The 21,731-nt window shown below is 63.7% G+C and carries 31 protein-coding genes; 17 read left to right on the forward strand and 14 right to left on the reverse strand.

The features are described from left to right. Positions 1-28: 28 nt before the first annotated feature. A complete protein-coding gene (locus Q0Q48_RS22120; RefSeq protein ID WP_295142737.1) occupies positions 29-1,081 on the forward strand; it encodes a hypothetical protein in 1,053 nt (350 codons plus the stop codon). Here Q0Q48_RS22120 and Q0Q48_RS22125 read toward each other — a convergent pair. Further along, positions 1,065-1,565, reverse strand: coding sequence for an ester cyclase (locus tag Q0Q48_RS22125; RefSeq protein WP_295142738.1), 501 nt, complete (start codon positions 1,563-1,565; stop codon positions 1,065-1,067). The two genes, Q0Q48_RS22120 and Q0Q48_RS22125, sit on opposite strands and share 17 nt — an antisense overlap. Before the next feature lie 79 nt (positions 1,566-1,644). Next, positions 1,645-2,031 (reverse strand): response regulator, encoded by a 387-nt coding sequence (locus Q0Q48_RS22130; protein ID WP_295142741.1) that lies wholly within the window; start codon positions 2,029-2,031, stop codon positions 1,645-1,647. A 110-nt stretch (positions 2,032-2,141) separates the two neighbouring features. Between Q0Q48_RS22130 and Q0Q48_RS22135 the strand changes: the two genes are divergently transcribed. Next, positions 2,142-2,876, forward strand: a complete 735-nt coding sequence (locus Q0Q48_RS22135) for a Crp/Fnr family transcriptional regulator (protein ID WP_295142744.1) — start codon at positions 2,142-2,144, stop codon at positions 2,874-2,876. A 35-nt stretch (positions 2,877-2,911) separates the two neighbouring features. Here Q0Q48_RS22135 and Q0Q48_RS22140 read toward each other — a convergent pair whose 3' ends face one another. Next, complete coding sequence (locus tag Q0Q48_RS22140; RefSeq protein WP_295142747.1) at positions 2,912-3,889, reverse strand: ABC transporter substrate-binding protein; 978 nt, start codon at positions 3,887-3,889, stop codon at positions 2,912-2,914. A 380-nt stretch (positions 3,890-4,269) separates the two neighbouring features. On the opposite strand from Q0Q48_RS22140, the gene Q0Q48_RS22145 reads away from it, so the two are divergent. The 3 genes from Q0Q48_RS22145 (at position 4,270) to Q0Q48_RS22155 (ending at position 6,983) form a co-directional block, all read left to right on the forward strand. After that, positions 4,270-5,385 (forward strand): integrase arm-type DNA-binding domain-containing protein, encoded by a 1,116-nt coding sequence (locus tag Q0Q48_RS22145; RefSeq protein ID WP_295142750.1) that lies wholly within the window; start codon positions 4,270-4,272, stop codon positions 5,383-5,385. 1,006 nt (positions 5,386-6,391) lie between these two features. Then, positions 6,392-6,616, forward strand: a complete 225-nt coding sequence (locus Q0Q48_RS22150) for a hypothetical protein (RefSeq protein WP_295142752.1) — start codon at positions 6,392-6,394, stop codon at positions 6,614-6,616. Positions 6,617-6,689: 73 nt separating this feature from the next. Continuing rightward, the gene (locus tag Q0Q48_RS22155) at positions 6,690-6,983 is read left to right on the forward strand and encodes a hypothetical protein (RefSeq protein WP_295142755.1); all 294 of its coding nucleotides are present in this window, start codon (positions 6,690-6,692) and stop codon (positions 6,981-6,983) included. A 310-nt stretch (positions 6,984-7,293) separates the two neighbouring features. Here Q0Q48_RS22155 and Q0Q48_RS22160 read toward each other — a convergent pair whose 3' ends face one another. Then, positions 7,294-8,070 carry a hypothetical protein gene (locus Q0Q48_RS22160; RefSeq protein ID WP_295142757.1) on the reverse strand — a complete coding sequence of 259 codons (777 nt, stop codon included), beginning with the start codon at positions 8,068-8,070 and terminating at the stop codon, positions 7,294-7,296. Positions 8,071-8,439: 369 nt separating this feature from the next. Here Q0Q48_RS22160 and Q0Q48_RS22165 point away from each other — a divergent pair, with 369 nt between their 5' ends. The 7 genes from Q0Q48_RS22165 to Q0Q48_RS22195 are packed head-to-tail and all read left to right on the forward strand — an operon-like array spanning position 8,440 to position 10,970. Further along, positions 8,440-8,685 (forward strand): hypothetical protein, encoded by a 246-nt coding sequence (locus Q0Q48_RS22165; protein WP_295142759.1) that lies wholly within the window; start codon positions 8,440-8,442, stop codon positions 8,683-8,685. After that, a complete protein-coding gene (locus tag Q0Q48_RS22170; RefSeq protein WP_295142760.1) occupies positions 8,682-9,176 on the forward strand; it encodes a hypothetical protein in 495 nt (164 codons plus the stop codon). The genes Q0Q48_RS22165 and Q0Q48_RS22170 overlap by 4 nt, the downstream gene beginning before the upstream one ends. After that, the gene (locus Q0Q48_RS22175; RefSeq protein WP_295142762.1) at positions 9,173-9,580 is read left to right on the forward strand and encodes a hypothetical protein; all 408 of its coding nucleotides are present in this window, start codon (positions 9,173-9,175) and stop codon (positions 9,578-9,580) included. Before Q0Q48_RS22170 ends, Q0Q48_RS22175 begins: the two co-directional genes overlap by 4 nt. Further along, a complete protein-coding gene (locus Q0Q48_RS22180) occupies positions 9,577-9,864 on the forward strand; it encodes a hypothetical protein (protein ID WP_295142765.1) in 288 nt (95 codons plus the stop codon). Before Q0Q48_RS22175 ends, Q0Q48_RS22180 begins: the two co-directional genes overlap by 4 nt. Further along, entirely contained in the window at positions 9,861-10,112 is a 252-nt protein-coding gene (locus Q0Q48_RS22185; RefSeq protein WP_295142767.1) for a hypothetical protein, read from the forward strand. Before Q0Q48_RS22180 ends, Q0Q48_RS22185 begins: the two co-directional genes overlap by 4 nt. Then, positions 10,109-10,663, forward strand: a complete 555-nt coding sequence (locus Q0Q48_RS22190; RefSeq protein ID WP_295142770.1) for a hypothetical protein — start codon at positions 10,109-10,111, stop codon at positions 10,661-10,663. Before Q0Q48_RS22185 ends, Q0Q48_RS22190 begins: the two co-directional genes overlap by 4 nt. 10 nt (positions 10,664-10,673) lie before the next feature. Continuing rightward, positions 10,674-10,970 (forward strand): HNH endonuclease, encoded by a 297-nt coding sequence (locus Q0Q48_RS22195; RefSeq protein ID WP_295142773.1) that lies wholly within the window; start codon positions 10,674-10,676, stop codon positions 10,968-10,970. Positions 10,971-11,108: 138 nt separating this feature from the next. On the opposite strand, the gene Q0Q48_RS22200 is transcribed toward Q0Q48_RS22195, so the two are convergent. Further along, positions 11,109-11,885, reverse strand: coding sequence for a restriction endonuclease (locus Q0Q48_RS22200; protein ID WP_295142776.1), 777 nt, complete (start codon positions 11,883-11,885; stop codon positions 11,109-11,111). 564 nt (positions 11,886-12,449) lie between these two features. On the opposite strand from Q0Q48_RS22200, the gene Q0Q48_RS22205 reads away from it, so the two are divergent. Next, a complete protein-coding gene (locus Q0Q48_RS22205; RefSeq protein WP_295142779.1) occupies positions 12,450-12,863 on the forward strand; it encodes a hypothetical protein in 414 nt (137 codons plus the stop codon). Between the two features lie 68 nt (positions 12,864-12,931). On the opposite strand, the gene Q0Q48_RS22210 is transcribed toward Q0Q48_RS22205, so the two are convergent. Together Q0Q48_RS22210 and Q0Q48_RS22215 are read right to left on the reverse strand one after the other, a co-directional pair. Beyond that, positions 12,932-13,339: a hypothetical protein gene (locus Q0Q48_RS22210; RefSeq protein ID WP_295142782.1), complete on the reverse strand. Its 408-nt coding sequence runs from the start codon at positions 13,337-13,339 to the stop codon at positions 12,932-12,934. 108 nt (positions 13,340-13,447) lie between these two features. Next, a complete protein-coding gene (locus Q0Q48_RS22215) occupies positions 13,448-14,074 on the reverse strand; it encodes a hypothetical protein (protein WP_295142787.1) in 627 nt (208 codons plus the stop codon). Between the two features lie 258 nt (positions 14,075-14,332). On the opposite strand from Q0Q48_RS22215, the gene Q0Q48_RS22220 reads away from it, so the two are divergent. Both Q0Q48_RS22220 and Q0Q48_RS22225 read left to right on the forward strand, forming a co-directional pair. Further along, a complete protein-coding gene (locus Q0Q48_RS22220; protein WP_295142789.1) occupies positions 14,333-14,800 on the forward strand; it encodes a thermonuclease family protein in 468 nt (155 codons plus the stop codon). Beyond that, positions 14,793-15,236, forward strand: a complete 444-nt coding sequence (locus Q0Q48_RS22225; protein ID WP_295142792.1) for a hypothetical protein — start codon at positions 14,793-14,795, stop codon at positions 15,234-15,236. Before Q0Q48_RS22220 ends, Q0Q48_RS22225 begins: the two co-directional genes overlap by 8 nt. A gap of 644 nt (positions 15,237-15,880) precedes the next feature. Here Q0Q48_RS22225 and Q0Q48_RS22230 read toward each other — a convergent pair. From Q0Q48_RS22230 to Q0Q48_RS22240, 3 genes are read right to left on the reverse strand one after another with little or no spacing between them, the layout of a single operon-like run. After that, positions 15,881-16,030, reverse strand: coding sequence for a hypothetical protein (locus Q0Q48_RS22230; protein ID WP_295142903.1), 150 nt, complete (start codon positions 16,028-16,030; stop codon positions 15,881-15,883). Then, the gene (locus Q0Q48_RS22235) at positions 16,027-16,287 is read right to left on the reverse strand and encodes a hypothetical protein (RefSeq protein WP_295142905.1); all 261 of its coding nucleotides are present in this window, start codon (positions 16,285-16,287) and stop codon (positions 16,027-16,029) included. Before Q0Q48_RS22235 ends, Q0Q48_RS22230 begins: the two co-directional genes overlap by 4 nt. After that, on the reverse strand, positions 16,256-16,465 hold the full coding sequence (locus Q0Q48_RS22240; RefSeq protein WP_295142795.1) for a hypothetical protein: 210 nt from the start codon (positions 16,463-16,465) through the stop codon (positions 16,256-16,258). Before Q0Q48_RS22240 ends, Q0Q48_RS22235 begins: the two co-directional genes overlap by 32 nt. Before the next feature lie 208 nt (positions 16,466-16,673). Here Q0Q48_RS22240 and Q0Q48_RS22245 point away from each other — a divergent pair, with 208 nt between their 5' ends. Continuing rightward, entirely contained in the window at positions 16,674-16,919 is a 246-nt protein-coding gene (locus Q0Q48_RS22245; protein WP_295142798.1) for a helix-turn-helix domain-containing protein, read from the forward strand. A 185-nt stretch (positions 16,920-17,104) separates the two neighbouring features. Here the strand turns inward: Q0Q48_RS22245 and Q0Q48_RS22250 are convergent, their stop codons facing one another. Beyond that, positions 17,105-18,025, reverse strand: coding sequence for a class I fructose-bisphosphate aldolase (locus tag Q0Q48_RS22250; protein WP_295142799.1), 921 nt, complete (start codon positions 18,023-18,025; stop codon positions 17,105-17,107). 188 nt (positions 18,026-18,213) lie between these two features. On the opposite strand from Q0Q48_RS22250, the gene Q0Q48_RS22255 reads away from it, so the two are divergent. Then, the gene (locus Q0Q48_RS22255; protein WP_295142803.1) at positions 18,214-19,533 is read left to right on the forward strand and encodes an MFS transporter; all 1,320 of its coding nucleotides are present in this window, start codon (positions 18,214-18,216) and stop codon (positions 19,531-19,533) included. A 3-nt stretch (positions 19,534-19,536) separates the two neighbouring features. Here the strand turns inward: Q0Q48_RS22255 and Q0Q48_RS22260 are convergent, their stop codons facing one another. The 3 genes from Q0Q48_RS22260 to Q0Q48_RS22270 are packed head-to-tail and all read right to left on the reverse strand — an operon-like array spanning position 19,537 to position 21,730. After that, a complete protein-coding gene (locus Q0Q48_RS22260) occupies positions 19,537-20,460 on the reverse strand; it encodes an allantoinase PuuE (RefSeq protein WP_295142805.1) in 924 nt (307 codons plus the stop codon). Further along, positions 20,457-20,789 (reverse strand): hypothetical protein, encoded by a 333-nt coding sequence (locus Q0Q48_RS22265; protein WP_295142808.1) that lies wholly within the window; start codon positions 20,787-20,789, stop codon positions 20,457-20,459. The genes Q0Q48_RS22260 and Q0Q48_RS22265 overlap by 4 nt, the downstream gene beginning before the upstream one ends. 11 nt (positions 20,790-20,800) lie before the next feature. Next, complete coding sequence (locus Q0Q48_RS22270) at positions 20,801-21,730, reverse strand: polysaccharide deacetylase family protein (RefSeq protein ID WP_295142811.1); 930 nt, start codon at positions 21,728-21,730, stop codon at positions 20,801-20,803. Position 21,731 lies beyond the last annotated feature (1 nt).

Genomic DNA, 21,731 nt, shown 5'->3' on the forward strand with positions numbered 1-21,731 from the left:
ACTGGTGGAAGCTTTCTCGCCAGGATTCATGAGCAAAGTCAGAAAAACCGTCGCCCTTGTACTGGCGTCGACCGTCGTCAGCCTCCTGGCGGGCATAGCCATCGCCAGCTACCTGACTGTTCCGCGCATTCCGCTGCTGTCGGAAGGGGACCTTCTGCTGGTCTTCGACCCGGAGATCGGCGCGCGGGCCAATCCCAGCTCCCATGCTCGGCGTATCTATCCGGCAGTTCGCGACCGGAAGACCTTCGCCTTCGACATCTATACCGACGATCGTGGCGCGCGGGTGGACGGGCCGGGGCAGCGCAGCCCCGAGCAGGTCGACATCATGGTGGTCGGCGACTCGTTCACCTGGGGCTACGCGCTGGCCAACGAGGATACCTGGGCACGCCACTTGTCGCGCGAACTCGACGCCAGCGTTTCCAACTTCGCCATGGCGGCCTACGGCACCACGCAGTCGCTGCAGGTCCTGCAGCGCAACAGCGATCTCGCCCCGAAGCTCGTCGTGTACGGGATTATCGCGCACCACTTCGAGCGGAACGTCATGCCGTGCCTGCCGTCCTACTACCCGTTCTGCTTCAATGCCTCGCACGTCACCTGGAACGAGGCGGGCGAGCCGCGGATCGGACGGCCGGAGAGCAATGGCGTGCGCCGCTTCCAGCAGCATCTGGCCGGTGATTTCACCGATCCGTTCAGCTGGCTGGACCATGGCATCGACGTTATTCGCGGCCGGATCGAATATGGCCGGGCTACCTACAGCACGCCGAGCGACGAGAAGAAGGAGGAGGCGCTGGCCTTCCTGCTGCGCGAGATGGAACGGTCGGCGTCCGCGATCGGGGCCAAGCTGCTCGTCGTTTACCTGCCGACGAACTACTACTCGGCGCCCCAGGGCCTGCAACGCGTCATCGGCGACATCCGGCTTCTCGACCTCACCGAGGCCTTCCAGCGCGAGCGCGACAGGGGCACGAACCTCTACATCGTGGGCGACGGGCACCCGAACCAGGCCGCCCACGAGCTGATATCGCGGGAGGTCGCGAAGTACGTCCGTGAGAACGGCCTGCTCGAGGTCACGGCCTCGCGCTGACGGCCCGGTCGAAGCTCAGCGGCTCCGCTGCTGAGGGAGCAAGCCGGGTGCGCAGGCCGTGGATGTCGCCGAGCACCCACAGGTCGCGCACGAGCGGACCGTCGAATGTGAAGATGGGGGCGCCGTACCACCAGACCCGCGCGTTCGTTGGAGGTTCGCCGAAGAGTGTCCGGCGGTGGATGCCGTGGAAGCGCAGCTTGCCCGAGACGCGATTTCCCTCTTCGATCAACTCGAGGATGTCGGAGGTGTATTCCTCGAGCGTGTTCGTCAGCCAGCCCACGTAGTTGCCGAATTGCTGATGGCCGACCAGAACGGGACCGAGCGAGCCGCGGAAGGTGAAGTCGGGGTGGAAGATCCGGGGAACGAGCGTGAGGTCAGCCTTGTCCCACAGGTCCTTGTAGAACGCCCGCACGACGTTCTTCTGCGCGCTCAAGCGTGCGGGCGTCAGGTCGATCTCGACTTCCTTGGGCAACTCGGTATGCATCCGCCAACTCCTGCAACCTCGATTGAGCCAAGCAAAGAAATTGCCGCCCTGCAAGCGACCGGGGCGGGCCCGCGTGAGATCAGCAGGTATTCGGGCCGGCCGGGGTCATCGCGCGATTGAGTTGCAAAACCAGGTCATCGATGCCGAATGGTTTCTGCACGACTGGAACGTGCCTGTAGTTGGCGGGGATGGGCACACTGTCGCCGTAGCCGGTCGCGAACGCGAACGGCACCTGGCGCTCCGTCAAGACCTGGGCGACATCGACGCCCGTGCCGTCGCCGAGGACGAAATCGAGGACGGCGACCTCCGGCGCGAAGCTTGCTAGGATTCGAAGCGCTTCGCTCACCGACGAGGCAAGGCGTACGTCGAGGGCGCCCGCCTTGCGCAGGGCTTGTTCGGCATCCAGGGCGATCAGGAACTGATCTTCGAGGACCAGGACGGATTTTGCGTCGAGTGACGCGCTCACTTCGGTATGATCCTCTCCTCTCGCAATTGGGGGCGTTGGGTAACATGGCTGACACAAGGCGTCGGTCCACAAGTCGACACTCCGCGTGACCTCGTCCGGAGATGAGACCAATGACGGTACCCGCCGCCGAAGACTTTCTTGGCAACGCCCTTCTGGCGGTCCTGAGGGATGAGGACCGCCGGCGACTGGCGCCTCATATGGTGATCGCGGATCTCGAGGCAAAGGACGTTCTTCAGAAGGCCGGAGAGGATGTGGTCCAGACCTGGTTCCCGTGCGGCGCCGCGATGGCGAGCTTCAGCGTCTGGGTCGAGGAAAGCGGCTCGAACGTGGAGGTCGCGCTGGTCGGTCGCGAAGGTGCCATCGGCGGGATCGTCTCCAACGGAAGGCTGCCGGCCTTCGCCACGTCGCAGGTGCGGGCCGCCGGGCGCTTTCTTCGCATCAAGACATCCGCATTGGAGGCGGCGAAGCTTGAGTCGATCGCGCTCCGGCACTGGTTCTCCCGCTACTCCGATTGCATGCTGGCCCAGGTGTTCCAGACCGCGGCGTGCAATGCGTCGCACACGATCAGCCAGCGGACGGCGAAATGGCTTCTGGCGGCGATGACGCGCACGGGCGGCTCGGAATTCCAGATGACGCAGGAGCAGCTGGCGGAGATGCTCGGCGTCGGACGCACGTTCGTCACGCGCGTCGTGCGCCAGTTTCGCGAGCAGGGGGTCATCGAGACACGCCGCGGCGTCTTCACCGTCAACGACGTCACCGCGCTCCGGAAGAAGTCCTGCAGCTGCACGACCGCGATCGAGGACCATTTCGACACAGTGCTGCACGGGATCTATCCGGTCGAATAGGCCGGGGGCGAGAGGCTCGCGTGCGAGGGCCGCGATCAGTCGATCAGTTCGTCCGCCCGCGCCATGACGTTCAGCGGTATTCGAACCCCGATTTCAGTGGCCGTCCGGTTGTTGATGACGGTCTCGATGACCGTCGGCCATTCGACGGGGATGTCGCCGGCGGGAACGCCGGCGGCGATCTGTTCGATGAAGCGGGCGAGATGCGATATCAGGGCGGGAACATTCGGGCCGTAACTCACCAGGCCGCCGGCCTCACAGAACTCGCGTCGCGGAAACACCGCCGGCACGCGCAATCGCCGGGCATGATCTGCGATGATGCGCCTATTGGCGATCGTCACGGAGTCGGTGAAGCACAGCATCGAGTCGCAGCCGCTTGCTGCGCCCTCGGCAAGTGCCGTTTCCAGCGTCGCTCGATCCCGGACGGGTCGCACCATGAGCTCCAGTCCGAGCTGCCCTGCAGCGCTCTGGGTGCGCGTGCGCTCCTCGGTTTCGCCTGGATGATCGGGGCTCTGGACCACGAGCGTGCGCTTTGCCCGTGGGGCAATCTCGCGGAGAAGCTGGATGCGCTTTCCAACCAGCTCCCACATGAGCTGTGAGTTGCCTGTCGCATTGATCCCGGGCTTTGCCATGCTGCGCACATATCCGGCGGCCACGGGATCGCCGCTGAACGAAAACACGACAGGCACGGATCGTTGGGCGACGGGAACGACCCTGGTTGCGGCGCCATATGCCACGAGAACGTCGATCCCCTCCTGCAGGAGCTGATCGAGCAGGGCGGGAAGAAGCTGAGTGTCGAGGTTCGCGAAACGCGCCCGAACGATGTAGTCGCGACCCTCGTCCCAGCCCAGCTTTTGCAAACCAAGGCGCAATTGCTGCAAGTCCGGATCGGTTGGTCTCGTCGGAGACAGAAATCCAACGCGAACCGGACGCTGAAGACGCTGAGCGAGTGCGGGACCGGCGGCAAGCAGATAGCAAGCTGACGCTCCCACCATCTTTCGACGGCCGATGAGCATGCGCGGTTGGCTATGGATCAATTCGACTCTCGATTCGGGTATCGACCTCTGGCGCGAGTGTTATCTTTCCCGCCACGGCGGGCAAGCCGGCAACACAATTCTGTGAATGCCCGGCGGGCCGAAAGAAAACGCCAGGCAAGCCCGTCGGCCTGCCTGGCGTTACCCCAATCGGGATCCTCGGCGGGCTAGAGAGGCCCGCCTGTGGTGCGCGCCTTACATCTTGCCTTGTGATGGAATGCCTGTCCGTGAGCATCCGCCACTGTCCAGAAAACGCCGGTTCCATTGAGTCATTTGTCCGCCGCTGACCGCAGCCATCCTTCCACAGCCACGAGGAAGGATTACCCAAGAGTTACCCAAGTCCAGCGAGTAGAGTACGCGTGATGGCGCTCACCGACACGAAGCTCCGCACGCTCAAGCCACCGGCAGGCAAGACCGAATGCCTGATTGCCGATGGCAATGGCCTGTACATCAGGGTCCGGGGTACTCGGGGCAAGTTTTCGCGCATCTGGCAGTTCCGGCGGAAGGAGGGGGGCCAGCTCTCCATCACGACGCTGGGCGCATATCCGGACCTTCCCATCAAAGACGCCCGCCTCAAGGCTGCAGAACTGGCCACAAAGCAGACCGGCCGGAGCTGGACTGTGGGAGAGGTCGCCGACCAGTGGCTCAAAGAGCGCGTCGATCATACGCACCGCAAGTCCGATCAGGTCCGGGGTTACGTCGATCGCGCGATACTTCCGGCGCTGGCCGACAAGCGCCTGCGAGATATCGAGCCTTCGGACATTGCCCGAGTGATTCGCGACTACCGGGACAGGGTGGCGAAGCTGCCGCGAGCTCGGACCGGCGGACGCCCGGCAGCTAGGGCCTTGCTCGCCGTATTTAAGGGGCTGTTCGGGTACGCCGTGGCGAACGGCCTAATCTCCAGTTCGCCCGCCGCCCAGCTTACCGCCGCTGTGGCCGGCCAGCCGCCGGCAGCGAGGGAACGCGTGCTATCCGACGACGAGATCCGCTTCGTTATGACAACGGATATCAAGGCCGGGCCTGTCCTGCGCTTCCTACTACTGACAGGGCTGCGGCTGGGCGAGGCCTTCGCCGGACATCGGGAGGGCCAGTACTGGGTCGTGCCCGCCTCGGCGTCGAAGAACCGCCGCGAGCACCGGGTTTGGCTGTCTACCCTGGCGCTTGCCCAGCTTGAGGCCCATCCATGGGAAGCGCGGCGCGAGGCCGTCCAGCTCTGGCTGAAGAACAATGCCGGCGGCTGGACCGCCCACGACTTGCGGCGGACCTTCAGCACCCGGAACAACGGTCTGGGCGTCGCGCCCTACGTGGTTGAAAAGATGCTCAACCATACCTTCGACGGCACCATGGCCGTCTACAATCACGCGAGCTACGACGCGGAGCGCCGGCAGGCGCTGGAAAACTGGTCGGACTGGCTGGCGAAGCTTACAGCGCCGTCGGCCGCGGTAGTCCCATTACGGACGGCCGCACGGCAGAGTTAACGACATCGACGCGGCTAGGGCGACGGCCCGAAAACCTCCTCCGCAGAGGCTGCCGCGTCGACCACCTTGCGGAGCCCTGCGGAGGGCATAGATGGTCGATTATCTGGCGTGGGCCAAGGCGGACCCATTAACGGTTGAGCAGGCCGCTCGGCTCTGGGCCGAGGTAGATCCCTCAGATCCCCAATTCATGTGGACCCAGTCTCAAGCGGCGGAAATCGGGGCGCGTCTGCAGATGCTATGCGGCAGGATCGCGACGCGCGAGTTGCACGCGGATCACCGCGGCAATGGCCTTGAGTCCATCGGCAGGTATGAGCGCAGCCTGATCTTCCGGTCAGAATTGACGGCTCTCGCGGAGAGACTCGGCGAGCGACCCCGGTTTCTCTTCGTCGCCTTGCCGAGCGGCTCGGCGGCGACGAACACCGAACGAGCCCCCAATACGCCCCCCCTTCTCCAGCAGGTTTGGACAAGGCTGCCATTTCTAGGTTGTTTGGCCCGGAGATATCGGCGTCGAGCTGCGGGCGCCGTTCATGCACCTGACGGCTGAGTTGGCGGCCGGCGGTGTGCGCCCCTTGGGTCCACCGGCATAAGGGGGCCGAGAGTGAGCGACAATTCCATGCGCGAATACTTCCCCCTGGCGGCCCCGGTGGCGGACGCCCTCGGCCGGATGGTGCCGAGCATGCGCCTTCCCGATGTCTCTGCGGTTGCAGCGGATGCGCTTGGTGCGCCGGTCGATGGCATGGCTTGGCTCCTTCGCAGGGCCGGCCTGCCGGTTCCGGGTGGCACACCCGGCATGGGGCGTACGTCGCTAGCGCCTGTAGGCTGGGCTCCCGATAGCAGCGTGCCATTCAGCGGCGAGTATTTCCGGGAGGTATTCGACAATTCTGCTGTCTCGCGAGACGCCCTTCGCCGGGCGGTCCCGAGGGGGCTTTTCTAGAAATCAGGCTGTACTGTTGGTGTCCGTGCAACCTAGAGTGACTAGGTAAGAGCTAATGGAGAGGGCCCACCAATGAGTAATCCTCGCGCCTTCTTCGTGGGCGGCTTTGCCATAGGTATGGCGTCTCCGGTACTGGAGGTCTTCTCAAAATGGACCGAGACCGGACTCTTGCCAGTCGGCCTTGGGTGGATAGATATCGGCGTCCAAGGGCTATTCGCAGGCATGATCCTGGGCGCGATCGGCGCGCTCATCGGCCGCTGGGTGGAGAAGCGTGACGCACGTAGCGATAAGGGCTAAGGGGGCAGCCAGCATCTTATGCGCAGGGGCCATCGTCGCGATGGCTTGTCCGGCGCTTGCGGCAGTTCCGAACATGATCTGCCACGCCCACCTTGAAACCCAGATCAGCCCCATCACGCTTGATGGTACAACGTCTACACCGCGCGAAGTGTACCGCTTCACGAATGGCGACCTATTCATCTCGCGGCCAGATCGGGCGGAGTATCGATACGGCAAAGTCGTTGAAGTCGAGCCTGGGCGGTTCACCTCCGGGCACAAGACTCTCATTCTCTCATTTCCGCCCCCAATTCCCGGCACCGAACGGCTGTTAATGGTGCACTCCGACGTGATCGATATTCGCGTCACCGTGTTCGCCTGTTCTCGTTAAAGAGCGCTCGAAAGCTGACGCACAGCACAACGGGAGACCGACATGACTCCGGAAGAAGAGCGAACCTTGGGCGAGCTGATAAAGACTACCAACACCATAAATCGCAAGGTTGAGTGGCTACAGGCCGTCACTTGCATTGCTTTGGCTGTAGCGCTCGCCTCATGGATATTTCCTGGCCTGACAGACTGGTTCGGGGCGGGCTGGGCGTATGCCGGAAGCATTCTCGCAGGTGTACTTACGTGGTGGGTTTTGGCGCTAGTGACAGGGTGAAGATCAGTGCTGCGCCCGAGGCCGGAGCTAGGGCCTTTTCTTACGAAGCCGGGACCACAGCCAGTAGGTTGCTCGCGAATAACAATGTTCCGGTGACCCAAGCAATCGCCGATCCCAATGCTAGAATGATGCTGGCATAGACGGTGAACGTGACAAACCGGCTTGCGCGCCAGCGAATATGTTCGGGCAGCGCAATGGCACTCTGAAACCAAACTGGAGGCAGCTGGAAGACGGCGCCTTTGACCCAAAATTCGTTGATCTCCGCCATTGAATATCGCGTTAGGGCGTTCGCAAACCAGTTCAGGTAGGCGAGTGCAGCCGAAATGACTGCGCAAGCCGCGCCAACGGCAAATGCGGTCGCTGGCGCCATTTGCTGCAAAATCCAATCCTGATTGAGATGTTCTTTGATCATCGGATGGACCGCCAGCAAGCCGAGTAACCCTCCAACATTACCTACCACGAGGAACGTCAGCGTCATTTTTGCGTATTCGAAGCTGAGTTTGACCGCGTCCACTGCCAGTGCGTGATCCGGTCGAACGAGCTTCGCGTGAAGTTCAACATATTCCCGCTGCGCTTGTTGGAATTGCGCAATGGTCATGTTGCCGATCTGTGGCGTATCGGCGGGCGGCGGAGCGGGCAGATTCGGCCAGAGCCAGCGAAGCAAACGCCACCCGAAATAACCCGCAGCGAGCGTGCCCGTGCAGACCAGCGCGAATATTGCCTGCGAGGTCGAGTGCATGGCCACGACCGACGAGCCCAGCGCTACGCCGAACACCAAGCCCACAATTAGGAGCAAGCAGTCCTGCAGTTTGGGCATTGGACAACCTACGGGCGCGTTGAGAACGATTTAGTGAATTGAGGGCATCGCAACAGCCAGAAGCGATGTTTCTTGCGACTATCGCTTTCCTTCCTTCGCATTCAGCCCCAGCTCGACCAGCCGGCGGAGCGCTTCGGATCGAGATATCTCGCGCTCCATCGCCCAAGTATCAATGGCATCGGCGAGTTGAGACGGCGGCCGAAACGCGATCAATGGCGTGATGCCCGTCGCTGGCCGACCCCGGCGCTTTATTTTTTGTTTAACAGTTATTGACTTGGCCATATATCTGTTTAACATAAATAGCGAGCCGAACGGAAGCGCCAACTCCCGCCCGGCTCTAACCGCAACCCGAGGATGGAGCCCCGGACCATGGCTAAGGCCAATCATACACCACCTGTCACCAGCCTGCCGGCGGCGCGCCGCGGCGTATTGCTGGGGGCGCTTATGGCGCTCACAGTCTCCAAATGTGCCCCAGCGGCCGCTGCCACGCGCGAGCGTGTTGCCGAAGCGGCCGATGCTCTGACGGCCGCCCTGGCTGAGCTTCACGGCGGCAAGTGGCACGTGACGGTCGATCACGACTCTCAGTTCGTGCTGATCGTGGGAGGCGCCAAGTGACCGCCCTCGCGCTCCGCAGCGAACAGCGGGAAACCAGCGGCCTTCTGGCAGCCTGTGCTGCCCGAGGGTACCGCGTAGCCATCCAAGAGGCCCGGACGCCCCTGCAGGCCCCGGATTTCGCCTCTACGCCCCTCCGGCGGTTCGTGGCGAACGTCTGCACCGCTGAGGTGCAGCACGCCGATGCCCAGTTCTGGCAGCTCGCCCGGGCCTGTGGCGCGGACTCCGTCATCGATCGGTTTGAGACGCCGGACATCGCCGCCAACTACCGGCTCCCGCACGAGCGGTGCGCCGGTAAGGCGCTGGCATGGCTGTCGCACCTGCAGAGCCATGACAGCGAACGCCGCGGGCCCTGGGAGTGCTGGTCGGGCCTCTCGCGCCCCCGCAAGGCCGCATGGCTGCGCCGCCGCCGAGAGCTGCTGCACGGGCTCCTGAGGGCCGCCGCTGAGTACCGGGCGGCCCGCACCGATCTGGTGCAGGGAGGCGTCCAATGAGCGCCCGTCACACCCTCGACCTGTTGGGCGAGACCCTGCGGGATCTGGCCCCGCTGGTCGCCGCTGCGGTGCAGGCTCTCGACAAGCCCGGAACGCGCGCCCTGCGTCGCAAGCTCGACGGCGAGTTTCACTACCTGATGGGTCACTACGGCACGTTGATGCGGCAGGGCAGCCCGGAAAGCCAGTGGGACGCCTTGCGGTCGATGCTGCCGCACTATGAGCGGGCGACCGAGGTATGGCCGGGGCGTTCTGCATTCGAGGCGCGCAAGGCTCGCGAGTCCGCTGCCTCGGAGCAGTCGGCCGAGACGCCGGCACCATCGCCCGCCTATGGCCTTCGTCTGGTGGTCGACAATGGGCGGCCGGTCGAGGCCGTCGAGCCCGCTACGCTGGGAGGTGCAGCATGAGCACCACAAAAGCAAAGCGCAGCCTGCGTGACACGCTGATCGCGGCTGAGGAAGCCTCGCGCGATCAACAGTTCAACATCGGGCACGCCGCCGCTCTCCTGACGACGCTGGCGCGCGAGGCTGGCGAGGCGTGCGTCGGACGCAAAGACGACGGCGGGATGCACGCGCAATGGCTGCGGGTCGAGTATCTGGCGCGGCAGCTCAAGGCTCATGTATCAGACCTCGACCGCAGCCTTGCCGCAGTCGAGGGCGTGCACATGCAGATGGGGAGGGACGCAGCATGAGCGCCCCCAAGGCTCGCCGCAGCAAGGCCCTGTCGCCGCGAGCGGCATACGGCGCACTCCTGCATGCTGCCGCCAACATTGAAGGCTCCGCCGCCCTGGCGTCGGCCGCAGTCGAGGGCATCGGTAACACCCCGGTCGAAAGGGAGGCGGCCCGATACGCGGCGGACCGCTTGTTGTCGGCTGACGTGCGGCAGTTGCGCGAGGCAGTCGACGCCATAGAAGGCGCAATGCAGGGGGGCGCACAATGAAGGCCGCCGCCCGCACCTACTACGACGCTGACAGCACCGAAGGGCGGCCGATCTTTTCTGCCGCCGGCCTCAAGCCATCGAAGGCGTCGCAGCGCGTCAAACGCGTCATCGCCCATGCGTTCAAAACCATGGCGCTCCCCTTCGATGACCGTTCACACCTGCCTGTGCGGCGCTACATCGCCCGGATGCGGTTGACCCCGCCTCAACTCGCCATGTTGGTTCGGAACCTGGGTAGCCACGACTCGGGCCGCTATCCGATCCCGGACGATGCCGACCGTTGCGAGCGGTACGGCTGCACCTATCGGGAATATCGGGCCGTCGTGTTCTTTGCCTACCGCGCGGCCCTGTCGCTGTTGATCGAAACGGCACCGCGTTCCCGCCTCGACCTGCACGACCTGTTGGAAGTCCTGATGGCATGGCCGGGGGCGTTGCCTGTCGATCTGCAGGCCAGCGTTGCCAGCGCAATCGGGGCCCATGTCGCAGACGCGATCAGCGGCCAGCCCTTCAAACGGCGCGCGCTGGTGACGCGAAGGGATGTCCGGCGCCGCTAATCTGCGTCCCGTGTCCACCTATCCAAGCCGCCCGGTGCTGGTGGCCGCCATCGGTTCCCGCTGCCCCTACTGCGGCGAGCCGATGGCGTGTTCGCTGCGGCATCCTTCCCGCGACCACATCCGTCCCCGGTCGCGCGGCCATGCGCTGACCGCCGACAATCAGGCCGTGGTTTGCCGGACCTGCAACACGGATAAGGGGTCTCTCTCGCTGGGCCGGTGGCTAAACCGCCTTCGGCGCGCTGCAGATCCGCGCGCCGGCAACGTTGCCGACTTCATGCGCCAGACGGGCATTGAGGTTCCGGGTTAGCCATACTCCGCGGCGACTGCCGAACGAGTTCTGCAAGACCATCCGTGCGTTGTGATGCAACCCATTAGCCCAGCCTATGGCGATACGCGCAGCCCGGCGGGCAACACCAGCGGCCGGGCTGTCTCTGCATCCATTTTGCTAGGTGGCAGACCTTGCTCTGCTAAGAGCTTCTCCAATGAGAAGAATATCGAAGTTATCGAGGTCGTGGGCGTCGATCAGCAACACATCTGCTCCCTGCGCTAACTCACAGGCGGCAGGGGTAAATCCGCTTCTGCTAACGACAACAGGAATTGCTTGGGGCGGAGAATAGAATGCAGCTCCAGCAAGTACCTCTTGGACCGCGCTATTACCTACCGGCCGAGTGTAGTTCTTACATTGGATCGCTGCCCGAAAATCCCTGTGATCGGCAATCAAGTCGACGCCCTGGTCTGCGCCACCTTTGGTCTTTGTCACCTCAAGGCCAAGCGCCTGAAGCTGTTCTTTGCAATAGTCCTCGAAACCTTCACCATCTCCCGTTACTACATGCGCGCTATAACGTTCGGGGGCCGCGTAGCGCTCGTCAATCGCGGCCTTAGTTACGCGCGCAAAAATGTCCGCTCTATCAATGGCAACGCCTTTGTCTAGCGCGATAGGTTCGACAAAGCGATCGATGAACTTGTCTGCTTCACGAACCCAATCCTTCAACTCAAGCTCACCATATTCGTCTTCGTAAGTCGTTTGCTTGTATTTCGAAGCGAGGACCCGCAGATGTCGCTGAACGACAGCATCGACCTCAGTTAAAAATGCCTCATGCTGCTCGACGGACTTTTCGAGTTGCAATTTCTTCTGGGTCTTCTCCTGGTGTTTGAGCCAGGACGACGCCAAGACTCCAGCGATAGCTAATACTACGGCCAATAATAGCAGCACCACATCCATTGATCGCGGCCCCTTCCCTCGGCGCCTTGCACGTCTTTACCCACACATTATCGATCAAATCTCGAGTTGCGAAGCCCGGTTGCCGGCGGCACCACGGCAGCGGTCGTGAAATGCTGTCGAAAAAACTCCTGAAGCGAGAACGGCGACCGTGCCAGCAGCTGCCGCCCGCACTTTTGGCGTCGAGGCTTTTCCTTACCCGAACTTGCTGCATGCTCTCCTCCTCTTGAGGGGAGGACGGGAGATGACACCAAAACCGGTCATGACGCGCCAGGAGCTGCACAAGCTCGTCTGGGCCAAGACCTTGGAAGCGGCGGCCGTGGACCTCCAGATGTCGGCCGCCGGCCTCAGGAAAGTGTGCCGCCGGCACGGCATCCCTGTCCCGACCGCATCACATTGGGACAAGACGGAGGGGGCCCAGCCGCCGCCACTACCGCCGAACGCGGGCTCACAGTACGTCCCATTCAATGCCACCTCCCGCAAGCCGCCGCCCGACCTACTGGCAAAGCGAGAGGCGGCCAAAGCGGCGCTAGTTGGCGGACGAAACTCGACAAGGGCAGTGCACCCTTGCGTCCGGGCTACAGCGGCACGGAAGCAAGCCTTGGCAACCTTGAGGAACGAGCAGACGAAATTGTCGCCGAGGCTGTTGCCCACGCCGCTGCTCACAAAATCATCCGAGACAAAGTCGAGGCTCGACTTGCTGAGCGTCGTGCGGACCACAATGATGCGCTTCACGTCGAGCAAGAGGAGGGGCGCGCCAAGTTCCTGGCAGACAAGGCGGCCCAGCTTCAGCAGATCATCCAGCTCGACGCTTTCGTTCAGCACATGCGTGCAGCCATGCCGCCGCTGACATCGAAGGCGGCTGCGTGCCTGCAATGGGCGGAAGAGCATCTTGAGGCGCGGAGGGCAGCCCTTGGGCTCGCCGGTATCGAGCGGGCAGTCCAAGATAGCGGGCTGTGGTTGGAAGGGGCTCGCGCGTGACGCCTCAGTCCCGGCCATCATTGGCGACGGCCGGGCCTTGCGTGATCAACCGGGCTGCCAGGCTCCGGCTATCCCTTCTTGAACTTGTGTGTCTGGATAATCGCTGAGGCTAAACGCAATGCCTCAGAAAACGGGAGGTCGTACATTTCAGTGACAGCTGAGGCCACCTCATCGTCGTCATCGTCAGCCTTAGGCCACACGGTGACGGACCAAACCGCCTTCAAGGGATGCCCGATGTGTCCGTGGGCGTAAGCGCCGGACTCGTCATCGTCGCGGAGGATTGCATCGACCTCGATATTCAGTTCTTCAGTGAGCTGAGTGGACCAGCCTGCAAGCCAACCCGCTGACAGCTCGTCGTCCTCTGAGAAGAAGACTCGCTGCTCATCTGTAAGGCCTGCTTCGCTGGCGAGTACCCCGCACGACTTCATGAGGTCTTCGGGGCTGACGCACTTCGGCACTGAAAGCTTGCGCTTCATTTTCACTCCTTCGCGCCCCGCGTCAGCATAGCACGAGGATGGCCGTGGCGGGCAAGCAAGCAGCGAGAACCTAGATCACCGCGCGGGTTGACCGGCGGCATACACGCCTTACCGCGAGAATGGGTCCGCGGGGGTGCGGGAGCTACGATTGAAAGGGTCGACGGCCGGAGGTTGAGCGCCGCCGCCGGTAGCGCCACCAACCTCGCGCTGGCAGTTCATTACCTCGGCTACTGCAGCATAGGTGTTTGCTAGCGAAAGACTAGCGATCCGAGCGCCTTGATAGAAGACACGTAAGTTTGAGCGCTGCATGAAGTCTTTCGCGAACTCACCACTGACGTCGCTGTGGTCGAGCCAGACATAGTCGCCCATCTTGATGCCGACGAACTCACCATTGTACTTGTACTGCCCATCAAAAATGAGCTGCATCGAATAAATCTTGCCTACCTCAATGGAGCGCCACGCAGGATTTGTGATCATGAAGTAGATCGTCTTTTTCTTCATGTCGAAGCCGATTCGCAAATGCGAATCGTCGGTATATTGCTGATGTGCGTAACAGCCATCGCCAACGCTTCTGTCAACGCGGATCGACCAGCCGCCAACCTCGCCCCAGCGGGCTGCTGTCCCCTGCGCGTGGGAGACCGAGGCCGCTAGAGCCCCAAGCGCCGCAAAAAGAATTACTCGCCCCATCCGCGCCCCCGTTTCGACTAACACGCGCACCCCGGCGGGCTCTTGCACTTGCTCTTGGCGCTAATGCAGGTGTTTCCGCAGGGCTGTCCTTTGCTGCAGTGCTTACAGCAGGCTTGCCCTTGTGCCTGTTGAACCCACTCCAATGCGGGCGTCTTATCCGCTGGCCGATCTGGCCACGGCGTGTAGTCCGCGGCGAAACTCGGGAAGCTCAGCAGTAGGACGACCAGAGCCACACTTCGCATGGCCTTCCCCCAACTCGGTCGTATTATGATGCCAGCCTACCACCAACCGGAGAGGGGAGGGCAAGTGCGTTTATCGGCGTTAATCTTGGCGCAAGCATTGCTTGGTCTCTTGCTGGCGCCCGGCGCATCGTACTCACAGACCATCACCGATGGCGACACGCTAAAGCTTAACGGCGTCACCTATCGGCTCTGGGGGATCGACGCGCCAGAAGCCAAGCAGGACTGCCCGGACGGCTGGCCGGCTGGACACCTCGCAGCAACGCACCTGCAATCCCTGATCTCCGGGCATCCCCTCATCTGCGAGCGGAAAGACACCGATCGATTCGGCCGGACGGTGGCGATCTGCCGAGCGGGCGGCGAGGATCTGGGCGCCCTGATGGTCCGCGACGGGTACGCTTGGGCTTTCCTTCGGTACAGCGCGGATTACGCGGGGCAGGAGGCGCTGGCGAAGAGGGAAGGGCTAGGCGTGCATCGACATGGTTGCCAGCCAGCATGGGAGTGGCGACAGCGGGAGCGAGCGAAATATGAGTAAGGCGGCCTTGATCGGGAAAGCAGGCGAGGCGCTGGTCGCCGCCGAGCTCATGCGTCGGGGCATCTACGTCGCGCAGCCGGCTTATGACGGCGGCATCGACTTGCTCGCCTTTCGAGAAGCGGCCCCGACTGTCGTGGTGCCCATCCAGGTCAAGGCCCGGGCCGGCTCCTGTTACCACTTCCAGAAGGCGTGGTTCGCGAAGGCTGCCGGCATGGTCGTGGTGCAGGTTTGGGACCTGGAAACCGATCCTTGCTTCTATGTTTTTGCATCACTCAACGATGTTGCGGATGCCCTAGGAGATCACGCCAAGTCACCATCTTGGGCAGGGGATACGGGCGCTTACAACGTCACCGTGCCATCGGCCCACCATTTGGAGCGGATGGAGCGGCACCGAGATCGGTGGGACCGGATAATAGACCGGCTTAGGGTTGTCTGAATGAGCGTCTCGTACCTTCTTCGAGAGGGATTCACCGCGGTCGGATCGTGGCGGACGGTGCATTGCAGGCCGCACAAAGTTCAGTCGCTTCGACATGCGCCGGGGCTCTATGCTTTCGCCCTAGGGGGCGATGTCATGTATGTGGGCATGAGCAAGGGGCTACAGCGCCGCCTTCGTCGCTACAGTATTCGGGCCTTCGGGCAGGGCAGCTCTCCTCTGCGTGGAGTTCACACCAACATTGCGCGATCGATCTCAGAAGGGGGCCATGTAGATATCTTTGCCAAGGTGATCTCTGGCGCTGATGCGGCGCACCTTTTATCGTCGGAAGCGGCGCTCATCCGGATCCTCCAGCCAGCATGGAATGCCACGCATCGAACTCCGGACACCGGCGACGGAGTGGCGGGCGGCGCAGCGGAAGTAGCGCGTGAGCAGCGGGCGCGGGCCGACGAGGTAGGCGTTCACGAGCACGGAGGCCCGCAAGCTTGGGAGTGGCGCGCGGCGCAGCGGCAATGAGAGACTCGTATGCTTACCCGCCGCGCGGCCTGAGCCGCGAGGAAGCCGCGCGCTATGTCGGCGTCGGCACCACGACCTTTGACGGGTTGGTGCAGGACGGACGCATGCCCAAGCCGTTCCGGATCGGCAGCCTACTGCCGCACACGCGTCTCATGCTCTGGCTCCAGATGCACCAGCACCTCCTGGAAGTCGAGCTCGTCGACCAGATGGCCGCAAATCGGGCAGCGGGTGTGGTGCTCCTCGCTGTCCTGGTGCGCCTCGACCTTGTAGCGGGGCGTCACGAGCCGAACCCGCCGGCCGCCTTCAGACAAACCGAGTGCGGTGGCTTCCCCTCAGCTACCAGCAGTCCCTTCGCCTCGGCCTGACGGATGGCGTCGTCCACTGCGGCGTCGTCGAGATTCAGTCGTCGAGCTACGTCGTCGACCATTACCCAGCGCATGTGCCGACCCTTGGTGGCGCGCTGGATTTCGTCGATCATCGCCTGGACCGTGCCGGCGCTCGGCCGCCTAGGCATCTTCGATTTCGTGCCGGTAGCCATTCTCGACCTCCCACAATAGGTCGCTGATCGTGTCGTCGACATGATCCATGGCGCGATCGATCTCGCGCGGCCGCACACCGAACTCGTCTATCAGCCTGGTCAGCACCTTGCGGATATCGGTGCGGGCAGTGAGCTTGGCATGCTCCAGAGCGTCCAGGCGGTCCCGCGGATCGGGCATACTGGCGAATTGCCGAGCCCAGCCGGCCGGCAGTGGTAATTGTGTTCCCATGTGACCCCTCACGAACGGGGACTCAATGGATTGGCGCGGCGGCTGTTGCGAGTGCGACGGGGGCGGGCAGCAATTTCAATTAGTGGCGTCACGTTCCTGTTTTAGGCGCACAAGGTCTGCCATCCTTGGCCCAAAGGCACGACCAGGGAGACGGCGAATGAACAGGGTCCTCAGCGAAACGCCCGTTCAGGAGCGCGAAATCGCGCGCATCGCCGCCCGCGCGGTTCAGCTCTATGCGGAGACGCACCCGCGGCCGACCCAGGTTTCGCAGGCTCAAGCCGCTGAGATGCTTGGCGTCCACCCCAAGACCGTCCGAAACTACATCGTAGCCGGAAAGCTCAAGCTGAATGGCTGCGGTCAAATCCCCATCGAGGCCGTCGACAAGATTCGGGCCGCCGAATAGTCCGGGTCAAAGGCGGCCGGAGCCTCGAACGCCCATTCGCTACGCACCGGGTCCCCTTTTGCGCGTGGTGTGAGAGTGGGACAACCGGAACGGCGCACGACAGTCGGTTTCCACGAAAAAAGGGGGCGCCGGATTACCCAAAAGGTTACCCAGCGCCCCTTATAATCTAGTAAAAATCGCTTGTTTTACATCTTGCCTTGGTAGATCGCGATGATCTTGTCGAGCATGTCGATCGCTTCGGCGCGCGGGCGCTGGAAGGTGTTGCGGCCGATGATGGAGCCGTTGGCGCCGCCGTCGCGCAGGCCGCGGATTTCGGTGAACAGGCCTTCGAGGTCCTTCGCCTCACCGCCCGAGAAGACGACGATGCGGCGGCCGTTGAAGGTCGCCTGCATCACGTGCTTGATGCGGGCGGCCAGGGTCGAGGTGTCGACGTTGGCCTTCTCGTAGGCAGCCTTGGCTTCGGGCTGCCACAGCACGTTGGTCGGCGGCTTCACCTTGATGATGTGAGCGCCGAGCAGGGCGGCGATGTGGGCGGCGTAGGCGCAGACGTCCAGCGCCGTCTCGCCGGCTTTGTCGAGCTTGCCGCCGCGCGGATAGGACCACATGACGACGGCGAGGCCGACCGACTTGGCCTCTTCCGACATCTCGCGGATCTCTTCCATCATCTCGTACTGGTCTTCCGAGCCCGGATAGATCGTGAAGCCGATCGCCGAGCAGCCCAGGCGCAGCGCGTCGGACACGGTCGCCGTCACGGCCTGGTCCTTGTTGGTTGACAGCGAGTTGGCCGAGTTGACCTTGAGGATGGTCGGGATGGCGCCCGCGAATGTGTCGGCGCCGGCTTCCAGCGGGCCGAGCGGGGCGGCATAGGCGTTCAGGCCGGCATCGATGGCCAGCTGGTAGTGGTAGTGGGGATCGTAGGCGTCCGGGTTCGGCGCGAAGGAGCGGGCCGGGCCGTGCTCAAAGCCCTGGTCGACGGGGAGGATCACCATCTTGCCCGTGCCGCCCAGGCGGCCGTGCATCAGGATGCGGGCCAGGTTGGCCTTGGTGCCGGGGCAATCGCTCTCGTAGTTGTCGAGGATCTTCTTGACGGTGCGGGTGATCTTCACGTCCGGGCTCCCATTTTATGCGGTCCGCGCGGTGATAGCGGCGCGGAAGGAGCGGTTCAAGCCCCGGCGGGGCCGCGGCTGGCACGACTACCTGCCACGTCATTGACCTTGGGGCGGGCGCGGGGACAGGCTGTTACCCCCTCCGGGCCACGATGCGTCTGGCGAAACGCAAAAAAAGGAACAAGTCGGTGCCGTCTCCCCCGTTGCCCGCGCGATCCGCATCGTTTGCGGCGCGTCTGCCCTTCTTCTTCGGCTGGGTGATCATCGCGATCGCCTTCCTGACCGTGGCGGTGAGCGTGACCACCCGCACGGCCTTCTCGCTGATGTTTCCGCCGATCGTCGACGAATTCGGCTGGGATCGCGGCCTGGCGGCGGGCGCCTTTTCCTTCGGCTTCCTGGTGTCTGCGGTGATCAGCCCGGTCGTGGGCCGGACCATGGACCGGCGCGGGCCGCGTTTCGTAATCGAGATCGGGGTCGTCCTGACAGCCGCCGGACTGCTTGGCGCCACGCTCATCAGCGAGCCGTGGCAACTCTACGCGACCCTGGGCGTGCTGGTCGGTGCGGGGGCGAACTGCATGAGCTTCTCCGTGCAGTCGCAGTATCTGCCCAACTGGTTCGCGCGCCGACGGGCGCTGGCGACCGGGCTGGCTTTTTCCGGCGTCGGAGTCGGCGCGATCCTGATCCTGCCGTGGCTGCAGACCGTCATTCTGAAGGACGGCTGGCGCGGCGCCTGCTGGGCGCTCGGATTGATGACCCTGTTCGTGCTGCTGCCGATCAACCTGTTCGTCACCAAGCGGCCGCAGGATCTCGGGCTTCTGCCTGACGGCGCAAAGGAGGCCGGAACCGCCGCGGCCCGACGGGCGGCCGCCATCGTCGATCCGCGCTGGGCTGCCATCGAGTGGACGGTCGGCCGGGCCGTCCGCACGCACCGCTTTTGGTGGCTGTGCATCGGCTTTTTCAGCACCGGCTACGCCTGGTACGCCGTGCAGGTGCACCAGACCAAGTACCTCGTCGAGATCGGCTTCGGTCCGATGGAGGCGGCCTGGGCGCTGGGTCTCGTGGCGATGGTGGGTATTCCCGGCCAGATCCTGCTCGGGGCGCTGTCGGACCGGATCGGCCGCGAGATCGTCTGGACGATCGCCGGTTCCGGCTTCGTGATCTGCTATGCGGCACTCCTGGCGCTGGGCGCCGGGCCGTCGCAGCCGCTGCTCTACCTCATGGTCCTGTCGCAGGGCGTGCTGGGCTATTCCTTCACCAGCCTGATGGGATCGGTGGTGGCCGAGATCTTCGAGGGCCCGCACTTCGGATCGATCTTCAGCATCATCATGGTCTCGCTGCTGGCGGGCGGCGCCGCGGGCCCGTGGATCACTGGTGTGCTCTACGACTACGAAGGCGCCTATCGCCTGGCCTTCCTTGTGGCGCTGGGCTTCAGCGTGCTGGGCGCCGCCTCGATCTGGTTCGCCTCGCCCGGCAAGGTCCGCATGGTTGCCGGGCGTGCGAAGGTCTGAACGCTATTCGTTCAATCCTTTACCAGGATACGGATGCGTCGCGATCCAGTGCTTCGCGATGTCGAGGCGCTTGGTGACCCAGACGCCCTGGTGCTTCTGGACATAGTCGAGGAAGCGCCAGAGGCCGGCCATGCGGGCGGGATGGCCGATCAGGCGCTGGTGTAGGCCGACCGACATCATCTTGGGCTGGGTGGCACCTTCCTTGTAGAGGACGTCGAACGCGTCCTTCACCAGGCCGAACCACTGATCGGCGTGGACCATGCCGGCGGCGTACTTGCCGTCGTTGTTGGTCAGCGAATAGGGGACGATGAGGTGCGGCTTGCCCTCGACGGTCTGCCAGAAGGGCAGCTCCTCGCCGTAATAGTCGCTGTCGTAGGTGAAGCCGCCTTCCTCGATCAGCAGGCGGCGCGTGTTCACGCTCGGTCCATAGCGGCAGTACCAGCCGGCCGGCCGCTCGCCGACGGTTTGCTCCAGCGACTTGATGGCCTTCTGGATGTGCTCGCGCTCCTCGGCTTCCGAGAGCTGGAAGTGGCGCACCCAGCGCCAGCCGTGGCAGCAGACGTCCCAGCCGGCGGCCCTGATCGCCTGGGCGGCGAGCGGGTTGCGTTCCAGGGCCAGCGCGCAGCCGAACACGGTGAGCGGCATTCCGCGCTCCTGGAAGGCGCGATGGATGCGCCAGAAGCCGACCCGGCTGCCGAACTCGAACATGCCTTCGCCGGCGAGGTCGCGGCCCTTCAGCCCCTGCGAGGAAGTGCTCGATTCGGTGAGGCCGGTCTCGGTGTAGCCTTCGCCGTCCTGCACGGAGGGCTCCGAGCCTTCCTCGTAGTTGACGACGAAGTTGATGGCGATGCGCGCGCCGCCGGGCCATCTCGGGTCGGGCGGATTGGGGCCGTAGCCGATCAGGTCGCGTGTCGGTTGCCAGCTCATGCAGGTCTCCTTACCAGTTCGGCGCCCATCTGACGGGCGATGTCGGCAATCTTGTCGTTCCAGGTACGCATCGACAGGGTGCGCACGCCGGCGCGCAGGCAGGCGAGCGCGTATCCCGGCGCGTCGCCGCAATCGACGATCAGCGTGAACGCCACGTCTGGAAACTCTTCTCGCGCCCGTTCCTGCAGGGCGCCGAGATAGCCCGCGCCATAGAACGAGGCGGCGTTCTCAGGCGTCAGCAAGACCGGCGCCGTACCCGAGGCGCGCGCAGCCAGCAGCGCCGCCTCGGTCTGCTTCCAGTCGCGCACCACAATGATCTCGTCCGCCATGACGCACGATACTACTCATTCAGCCCCTTCCCCGGATAGGGATGGGTCTTGATCCAGTGGCGGGCAATGTCGAGGCGACGGGTCACCCAGACGCCTTCGTGCTTCTGGATGTGGTCGAGCAATCGTTGAAGACCCACGGCGCGCGCGGGATGACCGATCAGGCGCATATGCAGGCCGATCGACATCATCTTGGGCTGCGTGGCGCCCTCGCGGTACAGCATGTCGAAGGCGTCGCGCACGAAGCAGAACCACTGGTCCGACGTGCCGATGGACGCGGCGAACTGGCCATCGTTGTTGGTGACGGAATAGGGCACGACGAGCTGCGGCTTGCCGTCGACGGTGACCCAGAAGGGCAGCTCCTCGCCGTAATAGTCGCTGTCGTAGAGGAAGCCGCCTTCCTCGACGACGAGGCGGCGGGTGTTCACGCCGGGCCCATAGCGGCAGTACCAGCCGAGTGGCCGCTCGCCGGTCATCTTCTGGATGGCGGCGATCGCTTTGCGGATGTGCTCGCGCTCTGTCGCCTCGTCGATTTCGTAGTGCTTGATCCAGCGCCAGCCGTGCGAGCAGACGTCGAAGCCCGACGTGGCGATGGCGGCCGAGGCCTCGGGATTGCGCTCCATCGCGAGCCCGCAGCCGAAGATGGTCATCGGCAGGCCGCGCTCCTGGAAGAGACGCATCAGCCGCCAGAAGCCGACGCGGCTGCCATATTCGAACAGGCCTTCGGCAGCGAGATCGCGACCCTGGATCGACTGACCCATGCGGCTCGCGTCACTGAGCCCGATCTCGGTATGGCCTTCGCCGTCCTGGATCGAGGGCTCCGAACCCTCCTCGTAGTTCATGACGAAGTTCACGGCGATGCGCGCCCCGTTGGGCCATTTCGGATCGGGAGGGGTGGCGCCATAGCCGATGAAATCGCGGCGGACCTCGTAGGGCATCGTCATT

The organism is uncultured Reyranella sp., assembly GCF_945957355.1.
In the GTDB taxonomy this organism is placed as follows: domain Bacteria; phylum Pseudomonadota; class Alphaproteobacteria; order Reyranellales; family Reyranellaceae; genus Reyranella.